This window comes from Halobacteriovorax sp. (genome assembly GCF_048381875.1).
Classification (GTDB): domain Bacteria; phylum Bdellovibrionota; class Bacteriovoracia; order Bacteriovoracales; family Bacteriovoracaceae; genus Halobacteriovorax_A; species Halobacteriovorax_A vibrionivorans.
Window position 1 is genome coordinate 583,933 of record NZ_JBLXBP010000001.1, and the last position, 14,963, is coordinate 598,895.

At 35.6% G+C, this 14,963-nt stretch carries 15 protein-coding genes; 12 read left to right on the forward strand and 3 right to left on the reverse strand.

Annotated elements, in window-relative coordinates:
- Positions 1-8: 8 nt before the first annotated feature.
- Positions 9-560: a 4'-phosphopantetheinyl transferase family protein gene (locus ACN5L8_RS02675; protein WP_419172232.1), complete on the forward strand. Its 552-nt coding sequence runs from the start codon at positions 9-11 to the stop codon at positions 558-560.
- Here ACN5L8_RS02675 and ACN5L8_RS02680 read toward each other — a convergent pair.
- Positions 557-2,299 (reverse strand): M61 family metallopeptidase, encoded by a 1,743-nt coding sequence (locus ACN5L8_RS02680; protein ID WP_419172233.1) that lies wholly within the window; start codon positions 2,297-2,299, stop codon positions 557-559. The two genes, ACN5L8_RS02675 and ACN5L8_RS02680, sit on opposite strands and share 4 nt — an antisense overlap.
- Positions 2,300-2,429: 130 nt before the next feature.
- On the opposite strand from ACN5L8_RS02680, the gene ACN5L8_RS02685 reads away from it, so the two are divergent.
- Positions 2,430-2,861 (forward strand): HesB/IscA family protein, encoded by a 432-nt coding sequence (locus ACN5L8_RS02685; RefSeq protein WP_120404956.1) that lies wholly within the window; start codon positions 2,430-2,432, stop codon positions 2,859-2,861.
- Positions 2,862-2,882: 21 nt separating this feature from the next.
- Entirely contained in the window at positions 2,883-3,683 is an 801-nt protein-coding gene (locus tag ACN5L8_RS02690) for a LysR family transcriptional regulator (protein WP_115363153.1), read from the forward strand.
- A gap of 25 nt (positions 3,684-3,708) precedes the next feature.
- Here the strand turns inward: ACN5L8_RS02690 and ACN5L8_RS02695 are convergent, their stop codons facing one another.
- Both ACN5L8_RS02695 and ACN5L8_RS02700 read right to left on the reverse strand, forming a co-directional pair.
- Complete coding sequence (locus tag ACN5L8_RS02695; RefSeq protein ID WP_419168391.1) at positions 3,709-4,206, reverse strand: hypothetical protein; 498 nt, start codon at positions 4,204-4,206, stop codon at positions 3,709-3,711.
- Between the two features lie 129 nt (positions 4,207-4,335).
- Positions 4,336-6,093 carry a DUF6178 family protein gene (locus tag ACN5L8_RS02700; RefSeq protein WP_419172234.1) on the reverse strand — a complete coding sequence of 586 codons (1,758 nt, stop codon included), beginning with the start codon at positions 6,091-6,093 and terminating at the stop codon, positions 4,336-4,338.
- 222 nt (positions 6,094-6,315) lie between these two features.
- Here ACN5L8_RS02700 and ACN5L8_RS02705 point away from each other — a divergent pair, with 222 nt between their 5' ends.
- From ACN5L8_RS02705 to ACN5L8_RS02745, 9 genes are read left to right on the forward strand one after another with little or no spacing between them, the layout of a single operon-like run.
- On the forward strand, positions 6,316-7,029 hold the full coding sequence (locus ACN5L8_RS02705) for a Crp/Fnr family transcriptional regulator (RefSeq protein WP_115363158.1): 714 nt from the start codon (positions 6,316-6,318) through the stop codon (positions 7,027-7,029).
- A gap of 52 nt (positions 7,030-7,081) precedes the next feature.
- Complete coding sequence (locus ACN5L8_RS02710) at positions 7,082-9,565, forward strand: heavy metal translocating P-type ATPase (RefSeq protein WP_419172235.1); 2,484 nt, start codon at positions 7,082-7,084, stop codon at positions 9,563-9,565.
- Complete coding sequence (gene ccoS, locus ACN5L8_RS02715) at positions 9,565-9,771, forward strand: cbb3-type cytochrome oxidase assembly protein CcoS (RefSeq protein WP_120404961.1); 207 nt, start codon at positions 9,565-9,567, stop codon at positions 9,769-9,771. Before ACN5L8_RS02710 ends, ccoS begins: the two co-directional genes overlap by 1 nt.
- Positions 9,772-9,773: 2 nt before the next feature.
- The gene (gene ccoN, locus ACN5L8_RS02720; protein WP_419172236.1) at positions 9,774-11,927 is read left to right on the forward strand and encodes a cytochrome-c oxidase, cbb3-type subunit I; all 2,154 of its coding nucleotides are present in this window, start codon (positions 9,774-9,776) and stop codon (positions 11,925-11,927) included.
- Positions 11,928-11,929: 2 nt separating this feature from the next.
- Positions 11,930-12,130 (forward strand): cbb3-type cytochrome c oxidase subunit 3, encoded by a 201-nt coding sequence (locus tag ACN5L8_RS02725; RefSeq protein ID WP_419172237.1) that lies wholly within the window; start codon positions 11,930-11,932, stop codon positions 12,128-12,130.
- On the forward strand, positions 12,123-12,731 hold the full coding sequence (locus ACN5L8_RS02730; RefSeq protein ID WP_419172238.1) for a cbb3-type cytochrome c oxidase N-terminal domain-containing protein: 609 nt from the start codon (positions 12,123-12,125) through the stop codon (positions 12,729-12,731). Before ACN5L8_RS02725 ends, ACN5L8_RS02730 begins: the two co-directional genes overlap by 8 nt.
- A 3-nt stretch (positions 12,732-12,734) precedes the next feature.
- On the forward strand, positions 12,735-14,138 hold the full coding sequence (gene ccoG, locus ACN5L8_RS02735; RefSeq protein WP_419172239.1) for a cytochrome c oxidase accessory protein CcoG: 1,404 nt from the start codon (positions 12,735-12,737) through the stop codon (positions 14,136-14,138).
- Entirely contained in the window at positions 14,122-14,835 is a 714-nt protein-coding gene (locus tag ACN5L8_RS02740) for a sulfite exporter TauE/SafE family protein (RefSeq protein ID WP_419172240.1), read from the forward strand. Before ccoG ends, ACN5L8_RS02740 begins: the two co-directional genes overlap by 17 nt.
- Positions 14,826-14,960, forward strand: a complete 135-nt coding sequence (locus ACN5L8_RS02745) for a hypothetical protein (protein ID WP_255509249.1) — start codon at positions 14,826-14,828, stop codon at positions 14,958-14,960. The genes ACN5L8_RS02740 and ACN5L8_RS02745 overlap by 10 nt, the downstream gene beginning before the upstream one ends.
- Positions 14,961-14,963 lie beyond the last annotated feature (3 nt).

Consider the following 14,963-nt stretch of genomic DNA (forward strand, 5'->3'; position numbering starts at 1 on the left):
AAATGCTGATGAGCAATAAAAATTTTAAACGAAGTACATTTTTATATGTGACACCAAAAGAAGTTCCAAAAGACTATCTTATGGATCACAAGCTTGATCACCGCTTATCCAGATGGTGCCTAAAAGAGCTGACCCAAGAAGAGAACTTAAGTATATCCAATCACTTACATATGGAAGCTGACGAGACTAAGTTGGTATCAATAAGTCATACCAAGGAGCTAGCAGCCTGTGCGCTATGCATCAACAAAAACGTACGTTCTATCGGCATCGATATCGAATGGGTTGGAAGAAAAATAAGGGATGGAAGCTTTAAATACTTTGTTTCAAAAGAAGAGGAATTAGAACTCTATTCTCCCCTAGAGATTTGGTGCATAAAAGAAGCGGCCTTTAAGGCCTATTATCCATTTCACGATCAATCGCAAAAAACACTTGTTCTAACTGATTTTGTAATTAAAGAAAACGCGACCTTGTTGGCCCCAAACGGTGAAACCTTTGATTTTTCACTAACAAAGCAAAAATTAGAGGACAAAGAATTTATCCTTGTCCTCGCAGAATATTAACTCAAATACTTTTTAAATAATTCTTCATCATTAACTTTAAGTTCTTTAATTGATCTTAACCCATTACCTAGAGTAACTGTTACAGTTTGCAACTTACCTGTACGAGCAATTAAAAGATCGATTTGATCATTTTCACTATACATCTCATCCAATTTATCGATGATCTTCTTATCTACCCTTAAAGCATTGATTGCAATAATTTCATCTCCAGCATTTAGGCCACTTTTATATCCGCAGCTTCCTTGTCTTACTGACTTAATATTGATTCTTCCCTTTTCATCCGAAAGATTAACACCAAGATCAAGTTTAGGAGTTGTCCATTCAACCTCAACACCCATTTTTTTAAGATGAGATTCAAAATCAATCTCTTCAACACCTTCTACTAGAAGTTTAAATTCATCACATACTTTCTGAGAAACAAGAGAAGATAAGATTTTAAAGAAGCCATCTTTAGTTAAACCAGTCTCAGGCCCTTCCTTATAATCCGCCCATAGAGCACGGACTAGGTCATTAATCCCCTTACCTTCTTCTTTCATAAGAACATTTAGGACGAAGAATACAAGGCCACCTTTTAAATAATAGCTAACTGAAGAATTTTTAAAATTCTCCCCTGCGCGATAAAGCTTTACCCATGCATTAAAAGATGAATCTTCTAAAGAGTGATAACCACGGCCAGGTGTTGAAAGAAAATTATTAATATTTTTCTTCATGCACTCCATATACTCACTTGGTGAATAAAAACCTGCACGATAAGTTACTAACTGATCCACAAAACTAGTTAGTCCTTCAGTAAGCCAGTGCATACGAGTATAATTCTCATTCTTATAATCAAAAGGTCCAAGCTCTTTTGGCCTAATCCTTTTAACATTCCATAGGTGAAAATATTCATGGGCAACTAATTCAATAAATTGCTTCCTTCCTTTTTCTTTTGCTAATTCAAATGGACAGAATTGAAGAACTGTAGAATCGAGATGCTCAAGACCTCCAAAGCCATTAGGAGTTAGATGAGTGATGAAATAATAATGATCATAAGGTAAATCTTCATCGAAAATCTTTGCTGTCTCGTGAACGGCCTTTTCCATATCCGCCATTAGTCCAGAGAAGACATCTTTTTGTGAAGCAAAATCTCCATAGAAAGCAACGTGATGTTCCTTATCTTTATACATAAACCCATTAGTTTCATGACAGCCTATTTCAAAGGGAGAATCCATTAATTCATCAAGATTATCTGCTTCATATAAGAAAGTCGTTCTCTCAGGAGATACATCTTTTAATGCAGTTGTAACTTTAGTCCAAAGAGGATTAATCTTGATCTCAATTTGAGCAGGGCCTTGCTGATTTTCAAATGCAATAAAGACACTTGGCCCATGTAAGAAGGCATGTGTATTATCCACGTGAGATGTTCTAACCGTTAAGTCATGACAATAGACACTATATTGAATTAGAACCTTTGAATCATCTTTAATCACTTCTGACTTGAAAACAGGATGATCAAGTTGAACCTCCCATTCATTCTTAGATACTTGCTTGTGAAAAAGTCGATTACCTTTAGAGTCCTCAACTTTTATCTCTTTAATATGCCTTGCATACTCACGCATTAAATAAGAGCCTGGTGACCAAGATGGCATATAGAAACGAAAATTATCACCTTCTACACCTTGAGACTTGATATCTGCTTCTAAACTAATATTGACGAGATGAGTGTGTGGATTTGGAATATCAATCGTATATTTAAGCACTTCTATAGCTCCTTTTATCTTTACTTTATAACTGTTAGATAACTCTAATTTATTTCATCAAAAACCTCTTGAAAAGGGTTCGTTTACTTGCTAAAAGCCATTAACAACACAATTTAATGGAAGACAACCGATGAAAACTGAATCAAAATCAGCGCAAAGCAGTGCGTCGTACAATATCGATCGCTCTCAAGTAACGCTACCAAAATTAAGTTTTACTCAAATGGCCCAAGATCAGCTTAATCTTATGCTTGAAAACGACTTTACTCTACAAGGGAAGTACTTAAGAATTCTTATAAGTGGTAAAGGATGCGAAGGATTTAAATATTCAATAGGTTTCCACGACTTAAATGATGATGACTTTCTAGTTCCTGTGAAGGAAATGGATATTGAAGTGGCCATTGATCCATTTACTGCTTTCTACTTAGGTGAAACGCAGATCGATTATCAATTTAACTACATTAACGACGAAGAAGGTTTTGTCGTTGTTAATAAGCAACAAGATGAGTTCCAAGGAAAATTTTGGCGTAAAGATAAGTCAAAAATTCCTCCAAAAGTTCAATAGCAAAATTCAGTAGGATAAAATATGGATTATCGCTATCTAAAAGCATTTACTCTAACGGCAAAATACCTAAGCTTTTCAAAAGCGGCAGCAGAGTTAAAAATTGCTCAATCTGCGGTATCTCGTCAAGTAAAGCTATTAGAAGAATCGATGAATGAAGAACTTATTATTCGCTCTAGTAAGAAAGTTATTCTTACGAAAAAAGCAAAAGATCTTCTTAAGTCGATAGAGCACTTTGAAGTTGACGTTGGTGAAATCTTTGAAAAAAATCAAGATAAGCCAATTCACATAGGAATCCTGGATGGACTACTAGTAAATTGGTTTAATCCAATTCTTGCAAAGTATGCCCAAAATTATAAACGCGATATATATGTACACGTAGCAGACTCTCCGGCCCTTAGACGAGGTATTGAAGACGGTGTCTATGACATGATCTTTTCAACTGATGGCTTTCAATCAGACCTAACTTCGTCATTGAAATTATTTGAAGAGAAGTTTGTTATTATCTCAAAAGAAGAAATTAACAAGAAGAAGCTTCACGAGTACACATGGATTGTTTTTAGTGAACTAGACCACTTATACAAGCTTTCAAAGAAGGCTCCCGCAAAAAAGATTGTTGTTAGTTCTCTTGAAAGTATAAAAGCGCTAGTTAAGCACGGTGTAGGTATTGCTGTGGTACCTGATCATACCCTATCTAAGAATCATAAATTTCATACAGAGCCTATTACAGGCCTTAAGAATATGAATATTTATATGACCACTCTTAGCTATAAGAATATGCCACCATTTTTAAAAGAATTTTCAAAGATATTACAGGCGAACTAGAAACGCTCGCCTGTTTTTTAGATAATTATTTAACTCTTTTGATGTCTTTGATACCAATTGTTCCAATTAGAAATTTCTTATTAGAAACAAAGTGAAGCTTTGAAGAAGCTCTCGATTCAAAGTTAAACTTCCAATCTGAACCAACTCTTTCAACAGAGGCATCGTAATGCTTTCTCTCACCATTAATACCTGAGTACAAAGTATCAATTGTGATATCGGCACCATCCGATGGGTTTAAGTTTGAAGCCTTGATTTTTACAACTTGACGATCAGAGCGCTCAACCAGAGTCACTCCTTTAAGAAGCTGTTGTAAGGTATATGTCTGTGTTGAGATAACTTTTCCATTTTGATCGAATTCATTCTTATAAAGAGATTCAACCTCCAAAGTTTCATCATCGACATTAATACCAAGATGGTAGTATGACTTGTCTTCATCATTTGTAATGTGAACAAGTTTAACTGGTGCGGCCATAAGTTTAGTTGCTACAAATGCCACAATCGATAATTGAATAAGTAATTTCATATTTACTCTCCCTTCCAATTTGATAAGGCATACTGCCATTATTTCGTAATTTTTGGGAGAGAAAATATTACATGCTCCACTCGTTGAAGACCAACAAGCATTAGCTTAAACTAATAAGCACTATTAGCTTCAGCTTAAAGTATTGAAAATAATAGGGCCACCGATGTGCTTAAACTCATCATCTCGTAAATTTTCGAATTCATAACCAGATAAATGATCATGTAAAATCTTCATAATATAGGCGTGAATATTATCTATCTTATCCAATCCAAAGGTTTGAGCAAAAAGAACAATCTTTTCTTTAATATATGGATTATCAAAAATTCCTTCACTAAGCTTAGACTTTCCTAGAAAGTCCTTAAATTCTTCAATGGAAACACCCATTTTTCGAGATTCATCTTTTTTAAATTTCTCTAAACTAAAATTAATAAAAGTAGAAAGAATAATGGCCTCAAAATCAATCGAATTCACATCGTAATTTAAATAGTAATTATCAGATAATAGACCATCATCTTTTAATGAAAGATATGTTTCTTTTAACCCTTTTATAAAAGGCATAAGCTCTCTTAACAGGTTGCACTTACTTTGAAGTTTACGCCAAACCTCAGCATTATTGACCACGACAATTTTGTTATCATCATCACGATACTTAACCAGATCACTAAAGAAATCATCGAGGAAAAGATCAAAAGATGCACCTAAGAAGTTATCTGTTGAGTCCTCCATAAGATTATTACGAAGGGCCTTTTTCACATCTTTTTGTAAGATGCGAATAAGAGAATTTCCAATTTTATATATATCTGTAAAATCAAAGTAATCAAAAAGACTTTCATTATCAAAAGATCTTTGTTCATTGATATAAGACATTCCAAGTAAGACAAGTTCTCGGTTTTGGTTTCCAATTCTTGTCATGGCCACTGGGCCATCTTTTAGAACGCCATAATATTCCATACTCGCATTGAGCATACGAATAAAGTTAAAATGAAGGTAGTTAAAACGCTTTTCATCTGAAACCTTTGAAAGTTCCTCATGAATACTTCCAGAGTTCTTTTCAAAAGCGATAATTGAGTTCTGATGAAGAGTTTGAAGCTTGCCAAGAGTAGAAATATTTCCAGTTAAGGGCTCTCTCTTTTTAATAAAGAAATCGATATGACTGATTGATGGGAATGCATTCATTACCTCTAGCGCATCAAAATAATCGACAAAACCATACTCTCTAAGCCTCTCTTTTTTGGCCTGGTATTGGTTTTCATTATAAATCATATAATCTTCAGAGATCATTTTAAAAAGATGCTGATAGGCCTTTTCGACTCCAACATTTGTATAGAGATCACGAATTAATTGTCTTACTTCATCAACAATTTCATTTTCTTCATCAAATTCAAAAAGTAGTAAATTATCTTCAGTTAAGAAATAATTATCGTGGTCAGGGTACTCAGGATCTTCAACATCAAAAGTCCATACATTGAAGCGTCCCTTTAGAAAGAGAATAAATTGATCAGATTCAATAAACTCGTAACGAATATGATCATCTGGACTCTTAGCAACAGAGCTTACCCACGATGAGAATTCGTTAATGTCTAAGTCATCTTTTGACCAAAGATCAATATCGTAGAAAGTTTCTCTTTGCTCCTTTGATAAAAGGCTTAGAGCATGAGTCTTAACTTCAATTGGCAAGGCCTTAATAGAAACATAAAGAGGCTGAACAGGTAGTTTTTCAAGGCTTTCTCCCTTTGAAATATAGCTATTAACTAATTCCATCGAAGTGTAGGCCTTAGATTCTTTAAGAATAAGGTTAATAACATCAGTATTAGGAAGCGATGCATTCCCGGGATTTTTCTTAGAATTATCTTTGATTTCTTTCTTATTTTTTAAATCATTAGTCATATACCTAATTTACGGCATTTGGTATAAGATGTTAATATTTATATTGGTTTGATAAGCACTTAGAAACACTGCGTCAACAAAAAGAGGCTAAATTGGCTAAGTATATGAAAATTTGACTATAAATAATGCAACTAATATGATGAAGATCATGTTTTTTTACAAAAATATTATTTAACTTAAATAAGTGTTAATTTATGTTTGTAAGGAACGAGTAGGTAGAAAATGGCAGTTTTAGATAAGAAACAATGTGCAGATTGCCCATCAAAAGATATGGGAATTTTTTGTGGTCTAACTTTCCAAGAAGCAATGGAAGTTTCATCGACGACACACACATTAAAATTTAAACGTGGCCAAAGTATTTTCTCTCAGGGAAATAGCCCAGAAGGAATCTACTGCATTCAATCTGGAAATATAAAACTTACAAAAACTGGTCAAGACGGGAAAGAAACAATTATTAGAATTGTTACTCATGGTGATGTTATTGGTCACCGCTCTCTTTTTACAGCACAAGAATTTCACGGAACAGCTACGGCCCTTGATGATGTCGTGGTTTGTTTTATCGATCGCAATCATGTCCTTAAGCTAATCAATGATAAGCCATCAATCGCATTAGAATTAATTAACAAGCTTAGCCGTGATATGGGTGTTGCTGAAGAGCGCTCAAGTTCTTTTCATCAAAAAAATGTAAGAGAGCGTATTGCACAGCTTATACTGGAACTTTCAGACTCGCACGGTGTTGATCTTGGTAACGGCGAAGTTCAAATTAACCTCAAGCTTACAAGAGAAGAGATGGCAACAATGATTGGGACAGCGAATGAAACATTAATTCGCATCATCTCTGAATATCGAAAGGATGGCCTTATTGATCAAAATGGTAAATTGATAGTTATTAAAGATCGCAAAGAGCTACAAAAAAGAGCCGACGGGGTTCACTAATATTTTACTTAATTAAGTTTAAAGAATTGTTATTATAACGAAGAATTGAGAAATGGATTTTGAAAGGGCCCAGGCCCAAGAGCACTTAGTCGCAGCTCAAGATGGCATATGTCATCACTGCGGTGAACCTCTTGATGCCAATAACATTATCACATCAGAAAGTGATGGTAATGAGAGTGGTAAGAAATATCACTTTTGTTGTTACGGCTGTATGAGTGTCTATGGCCTACTTCATTCAAATAACCTACAAGAATTCTATCAATATCAAGATGTCCAGAAGTCTAAGAATCCAAAACTTTTACAAACAACAAGTAAAGAAAGTTACGAAAAGTTAAGTGATAAGTATCAATTTATGGATAAGAAAGAATTCTTAAATGACTTTATCACAATTGATAATGACAAGCTAAGAGTACACTTTCTAATAGAAGGAATTCACTGCCTTGCTTGTGTGTGGTTAATTGAGAGAATCTCTAAGCTACTGGACTTCATCGATCATGGCCAAGTTAATATTGGTAACAATGTCGCAAGTTTTACTATCGATACTAAGAAGCCTTATTCAATAGCAAAGTTGGCCGCTACATTAGAAGGACTTGGTTATCTTCCTCATGCTTATAATCCAGCATCAAATAAGAGTGTAAAACTTAGTAATCGTACAGAGATTTTAAGAATCGGAGTTGCTGCTTCGGCCATGATGAATATTATGATCTATGCGATTTCAAATTATGCAGGAGCAACTCATGAGTACGCTCGTCTATTTGATGGAATTAGTCTTGCTTTTGCCCTACCTGTTATTCTCTTTAGCGCAAAACCTATCTTTATTAGCAGTTTAAGCGCGATTAAACTTAAAAGTACAAGTGTTGATATACCACTTGCTATGGCAATTGCATTTGGCTTTATCCTCTCAACATATAATTTTTTAATTGGATCAGGTCCTGTATACTTTGATTCAATCACAACATTAGTTTTCCTAATCTTACTATCGCGATTTGCTGTTAAGGTATTAACGCAAAAATCAATGTCCACAAAAGGTATCTCTTCTCTTTTCTACAATACAGGTGTGAAACTTGTTAAAGATGGAAAAGAAGAACAGGTTTACTCGAGTAAGATTGAAGTCGGCGATACAATTGTCGTTGAAGAAGATGAGCGCATAATTTTTGATTGTAAGTTATTGAGTGAAAAAGGAATTATTCTCAATACAATCAACACAGGAGAAAGCCACCCTATAGTTCTTAATAAAGGCGACAAAATTAAGGCCGGAGCAATTTGCATTGGCCCTAGTATTTCTCTTGAGGTTGAAGAAATAGGACTACAAACTCAACTAGGAAAGACACTAGAGAGAATTGAATCAAATTCAATCCAAAAGAACCCTGCTAATTTATGGGCCAAAAAAATTTCGAAGTACTTCACTATTGGAATTATTTTCTTAAGTACAATCGTTCTATTACAAGGCCTATATACAGGTAATCTTACAACAAGCTTTGAGAAGATCTTGGCCATTTTAATTGTAGGCTGCCCATGTGCTTTTGCAATTGCTACACCTATTGTTATTGCAACAAGAATTAATAAATTAAAATCAATTGGTATCTATATTAAAAATGAATCTTCTCTTGAAGAATTAAATAATACTAAGAATTTAATCTTTGATAAAACAGGGACTCTGACTAAAGGTGACTTTGCCGTTAATCACTTCATTAACAAGTCTCAATATAGCAATAATGAGATTCTTGCAATAGCACTAGGAATTGAGCGAAGTATTCAACATCCAATTGCCATTGCTATAAAAAAGTATGCAAAATCGAAGTTAACAAAAGAAGAAGCAAATCAATACCAACTTATTGATGTTGTTAATATTTTAGGAAGCGGCGTTAGTGCAATTATTAACAAAGCTCAATATGAAATAAAAGCGATTACTCAACAAGAAAAGAATCTTATTGGATTATTTGAAGATTCAACTCTTCTTGCAACATTTGAAGTATCAGATAGTGTGAGAGCTGAAAGTATACAGGTCGTTAATTACCTTAAAGAAAAAGATATCAATATACACTTATCAACTGGTGATCATTCTGATTCTGCATACGATGTTGCAACAAAGCTTGGAATTAATCCAAAACATATCTACATCGAACAAAAGCCTGAAGAAAAACTAACATTAGCAGCAAAGCTTAAGAATGTTACATTTATTGGTGACGGTGATAATGACGCCTTAGCAATGGTTAAGGCCAATACATCAATAGCGATAGGAGCAAGAGCAGATATGGCCATGAGAAGCTGTGACATCTACGTTGCTAATGATGATCTCTCTCCTATCCAAATTCTATTTCAAGCTGCTTCAAATGTAAGGCAAACACTTAGACGAAATATTTTCTTTGCCGTAAGCTATAATCTAGTGGGAATTAGTTTAGCAATGGCCAATATAATTACTCCTCTTTATGCGGCAATACTAATGCCACTGAGCTCTTTAACTGTATTGCTCTCTAGCACAATACCTCTTATTGGATTTGATAAGAGAATTTTAAAAATAAAGGGTAAAAGCTGATGGAAGTCATATTTGTTTTGTTACCTCTTGCGATAATGCTAGGTGTGGCGTTTCTAGTTTTCTTTATATGGGCCGCAAAGAGCGGACAATATGATGACTTAGATACGCCATCAGTAAGAATGTTATTTGATGACGATAAAGATATTAAAACTGAGAAGAAAAAAAATCATATAAATGATGATGTTAAAAACAAAAAGGAAGAGTGATTATGAGTACAAATCATGAAGCCCAATTAGAAGAGTTTTCGTACGACGATAAAATTTCGAAAGCTTTCCTAATGGCAACAATTGTCTGGGGTGCAGTAGCTCTATTTATGGGAGTTTTTATTGCATTTCAACTAGCTTATTGGAAATTGAACCTTGGCTTAGAGTGGACAACTTTTGGCCGCCTAAGGCCACTCCACACGAATGCTGCAATCTTTGCATTCGTTGGAAACGGTATGTTTCTGGGAATTTATTATTCAACTCAAAGGCTTTGTAAAGCAAGAATGTTTTCCGATATTCTATCATGGATAAATTTCTGGGGTTGGCAGCTAATTATTGTTTCTGCAGCCATTACACTCCCACTGGGAATTACAACTGGTAAAGAGTATGCAGAACTAGAATGGCCAATTGATATTGCTATTGCAGTTGTGTGGGTTGTCTTTGCTGTAAACTTCTTTGGAACACTGATAAAGAGACGTGAACGTCATATGTACGTAGCTCTTTGGTTCTATATTGCAACGATCGTTACAATCGCAGTACTACACATTTTCAACTCACTATCATTACCAGTTAGTTTTTTAAAGTCATATCCAATTTATGCAGGTGTACAAGATGCAATAGTTCAATGGTGGTATGGACACAATGCTGTTGCTTTCTTCTTAACTACTCCGTTCTTAGGAATCATTTATTATTTTCTACCTAAGACAGCAAATCGACCAATCTACTCATATAGACTTTCGATTATCCACTACTGGTCACTAGTCTTTATCTATATTTGGGCCGGACCACACCATCTACTCTATTCATCTGTACCAGACTGGGTTCAAACTTTAGGGATGACATTTTCTATAATCCTATGGATGCCATCTTGGGGTGGTATGATCAACTTCCTTTTAACACTAAGAGGTGTTTGGGATAAGGTAAGAACTGAGCCAATCCTTAAGTACTTAGCAACAGCTGTTACTTTTTATGGGATGGCCACATTTGAAGGTCCTCTACTTTCAATCAAATCAGTGAACTACATTGGTCACTTCACTGACTGGGTTGTTGGCCATGTTCATGCTGGTACTATCGGTTGGAATTATATGCTAATCGTCGGTGTTCTGTACTATTGTACTGAAAAGCTTTGGAAAACTGAGATTTATTCTAAGAAAATTGCAAATACTCAATTCTGGTTAGCAACAGTAGGTCTATTACTATACATGATGTCAATGTGGGTATCTGGTATTACTCAAGGTCTAATGTGGCGTGCAGTAGATGCAACTGGAAAACTCGTTTATCCAAACTTCATTGAGACAGTAGTTAAAATTATTCCAATGTACTGGGTTAGAGGTATCGGTGGCGTCTTTGTTTTAGTTGCCTTCTTTTTAATGATTTTTAATATTTGGATGACTTATAAGAAATCAAAGTATGCCAATCAAGGAAAAGAAGCCGAAAAAGATATCTTTAAGGCCGCTCCTCTTTCAGCAAAGCCGGAAGAAAAGGACGCTGACAGTCACCGTAAACTAGAAGGCCTTCCAATGGTCTTTACCGTTCTTACTCTTGTTGCCATTTTAGTTGGTGGTGCTATTGAAATCATTCCTTCACTAATCTCAGATCGCTTTGTGGAAAAAGACCCGAGAGTCAAGCCTTACACTCCTCTTGAACTAATCGGACGAGATATCTATGTAAGCGAGGGATGCTACGTTTGTCATTCACAACAAATTAGGCCAACAGTTGCCGAAAAGTTAAGATATGGTAATCCATCGACTGCTGCAGAGTCTGTCTATGATAGGCCATTTCAATGGGGATCAAAGAGAATCGGGCCTGATCTTGCTCGTGTTGGTGGAAAGTACAATGATATGTGGCACTACCGCCATATGATAAACCCTCGAGAAGTAACAGCTGGTTCAATCATGCCTAATTATGATTGGCTAACAAGAAAGAAGGTTAATTTTAAAATGCTTCCAAAGAAGATGAAGGCAATGGTTGCATTAGGTACTCCTTATTCAAAAGCGGAAGTCGAAAATGCAATAGACAGTGCTATGAAGCAGGCAAATGAAATCACAAAAGGTTTGAATAAGTCTGGTGTACCAATGAAAATGCAAGACAAAGAGATTATTGCACTCATTGCATACCTCCAAAGACTTGGTATCGATACTAAGGAACAAGGAGATTAATAATGAAATCAGAAGTTATGCAAAATATGCCTTGGGAATGGATGCCTGTACTTAGCTTAATAATCTTCGTGCTTGTATTCCTTGGGGCATTTTTCTGGTCATTTAGACCGGGCTCTAAAGAGCTTTATGAGCAAATAACAGCTAACGCTCTTTCTGATGGCCAAAAGGTCAACAGTGAAAACAAAGGGAGTAACAATGAGTAATAATAAAGACTCTAACCAAAAAAATATAGTCCTTGAAGATGAAAAAGACCTAGTCCTAGATCATGACTATGATGGGATTCAAGAGCTCAACCACCCTCTACCTGGATGGTGGAGTGGGATTTGGGCCCTCTCTTTCATCTTTTGTATTCCATATTTTATGTACTATGTCCTTATGGATGGGCCAACTCTTAGAGAGACCTACAATAAAGATATGGAGGAGATGCAAAAGATTATCGAAGCAGAAGCTGCAAATACTGCAAACTTTGATATTGAAGTTTATAATAAATATGTAGCAACAGATTCTGCAAAAGAACTAGGACATACAGTCTTTGTAGAAAACTGTGCTGCTTGTCACCTAGAAGATGGTGGTGGTGATATCGGGCCAAACCTAACTGATGACTTTTGGATTAATATTAAAGAGTTTAAGCCAGAGAACTTCTACAAGTTTGTCGTACATGGAAATGAAGATATGGGAATGCCTGCTTGGGGAGATATCTTAAGTAAAGAGGATATAATGGCCGTTACATCTCATGTAATGAATCTACATGGCACAACTCCTGCTAAAGCTAAAGAACCTCAAGGTGAAAAAATAATAGAGTAAGATATGACAAAGAAATCACAGTTTGAATTACATGACTCACGCTTAGGTACGACTGATGACCATGGTCACCGAGTATTCCTATTCCCTGAAGAAGTAAAAGGAATATGGAGGAGCAGAAGAAAAGTATTCTACTGGTTTCTTATCATTATCTACCTCGTCTTACCGTGGATATATATCAATGGAGAACAGCTGATTTTGTTAAATATCCCGGCAAGAGAGTTTTCATTTTTCACATACAAATTCTATGCTCATAACGCGCCAATACTCATTTTCATCATTCTTGGGTTTCTATTCTTTATTGGATTTATAACAAGTATCTTTGGCCGAGTATGGTGTGGATGGGCATGTCCACAAACAGTCTTCATTGATGCATTATTTCTACGTATTGAAGCACTGGTCGAAGGTAAACCACGTCAAAGAAAGAAGCTACAAGAAGCACCTTGGAATCGAGAAAAAATTGTAAAGAAAACAATAAAGTGGATACTATTTCTTGTTCTCTCGCTCCATATCTCACATACCTTCCTAGGCTACTTTGTTGGAACACATAACTTAATAGGAATAAGTCTTCAAAATCCTTCCGAAAATTTCACATTATTTACAATAATGCTAATAATTACGGGAATTATTATTGCAGACTTTGGATGGTTTAGAGAGCAATTTTGTATTATTGCTTGCCCTTATGGAAGAATGCAATCAGTAATAATGGATGAAAACTCAATGGCAATTCTCTACGATGAAAAGCGTGGGGAACCAAGGCGCCAACCAGGTCAAAAACCTAGCGAACACGGAGACTGTATTAACTGCTATGCTTGTGTCAAAGCATGCCCTACTGGAATTGATATTCGCCGAGGGGTGCAACTAGAGTGTATCGCATGTACAAATTGTATTGATGCATGTGATGACATTATGGTTAAAACAAATAGACCAAAGGGCCTTATTCGCTACGACACTCAAAGTAACATCGAAGGCAGAGGCCGCCACATTTTTTCATTTAGAAATATCGCTTATCTTATTGTCTTAATTGGACTTTTAATCGGCTTTATTTTCAGTGTCTCAATGTCACAAGGAATTACGACGACTGTCCTCAGAGGTCCAGGTACACCTTTTAGAGTACAGTCAGATACAAAGACATTAAATCATTTCCAAATTGTTTTAGAACAAAGTGGTGATATAAAAACTCATAATGTGAAATTTGCTATCGAAGGTGTTGATAAAGAAAACTATGAGATAAAAATGCAAAGAAACCCTTTTGAGTTTACGACAACTCACAAGAGACAAAACGTATTTATTGTCTTCAATAATAGTATATTAGAAAAAGGAAGTCGTAAGTTTACTTTTATCATTACTGATTTAGATACAAATAAAGTTATAAAAAAAGAGGCGGTACTCGTTGGACCAACTAAGTAGTCTCCAAGGCATTTCTCCATATCTCATTATAAGCGCAGGCTTAACAATGGGACTTGTGGCAAATTTCCACTGTGTGGGAATGTGTGGTGGTATAACAATGGCCGTCTCAAGAAATGTCGGTCAAAACCTCTCATACCAATTGGGAAGACTACTTGGTTACCTATCAGTGGCACTAATTATACCAACTCTAGGTTTTACTCTACTTGACTTTAAAGGCAACCCTTACTTAATGCTTTTTTCGAGTCTAAGTATTGGACTCATTCTTATATGGATGGGTGCAAAGAAAGTCTTTAAGTTTAATAATTTTAAATTTGCTGCAAAGATCTCTCAAAAGCTTCATCAATTAAACGCAAGGCTTTGGCCTGCAATATCAAAGAAGGTTGGAAATAGGCCTTACCTATTTAACTTTTCTATTGGAAGTATTAGCGTCTTACTTCCTTGTGGTCTACTTTGGGCGATGCTAGCTCTTGCGATCAGTGCAGCTTCCCCTGCCCTTGCGGCCCTTTTTGTTTTCTTCTTTTGGCTTGGAACTTTACCAGGTTTAGTTTTTGGCCCAACACTTATTCAAAAAATTAAATTCCCGACCAAGGTGCAAATGGGAATCCCATACTTATTTCTAATCATTGGAACGGTGACAATTGCATATCGAGTATATACAATGTGGAACCCCCAAGCTGGAGCCCCACTATGTCATTAAATATAAAGAAAATTATTATGAAATTCTTTCGTGACCCTGATTACTATGCATTCAACTTTCTGATCTTCACAGTAATCATTCTCTTTCCATGCTTACTAGTCGCCCTAACTGCGAAGTACTGGTGAAGA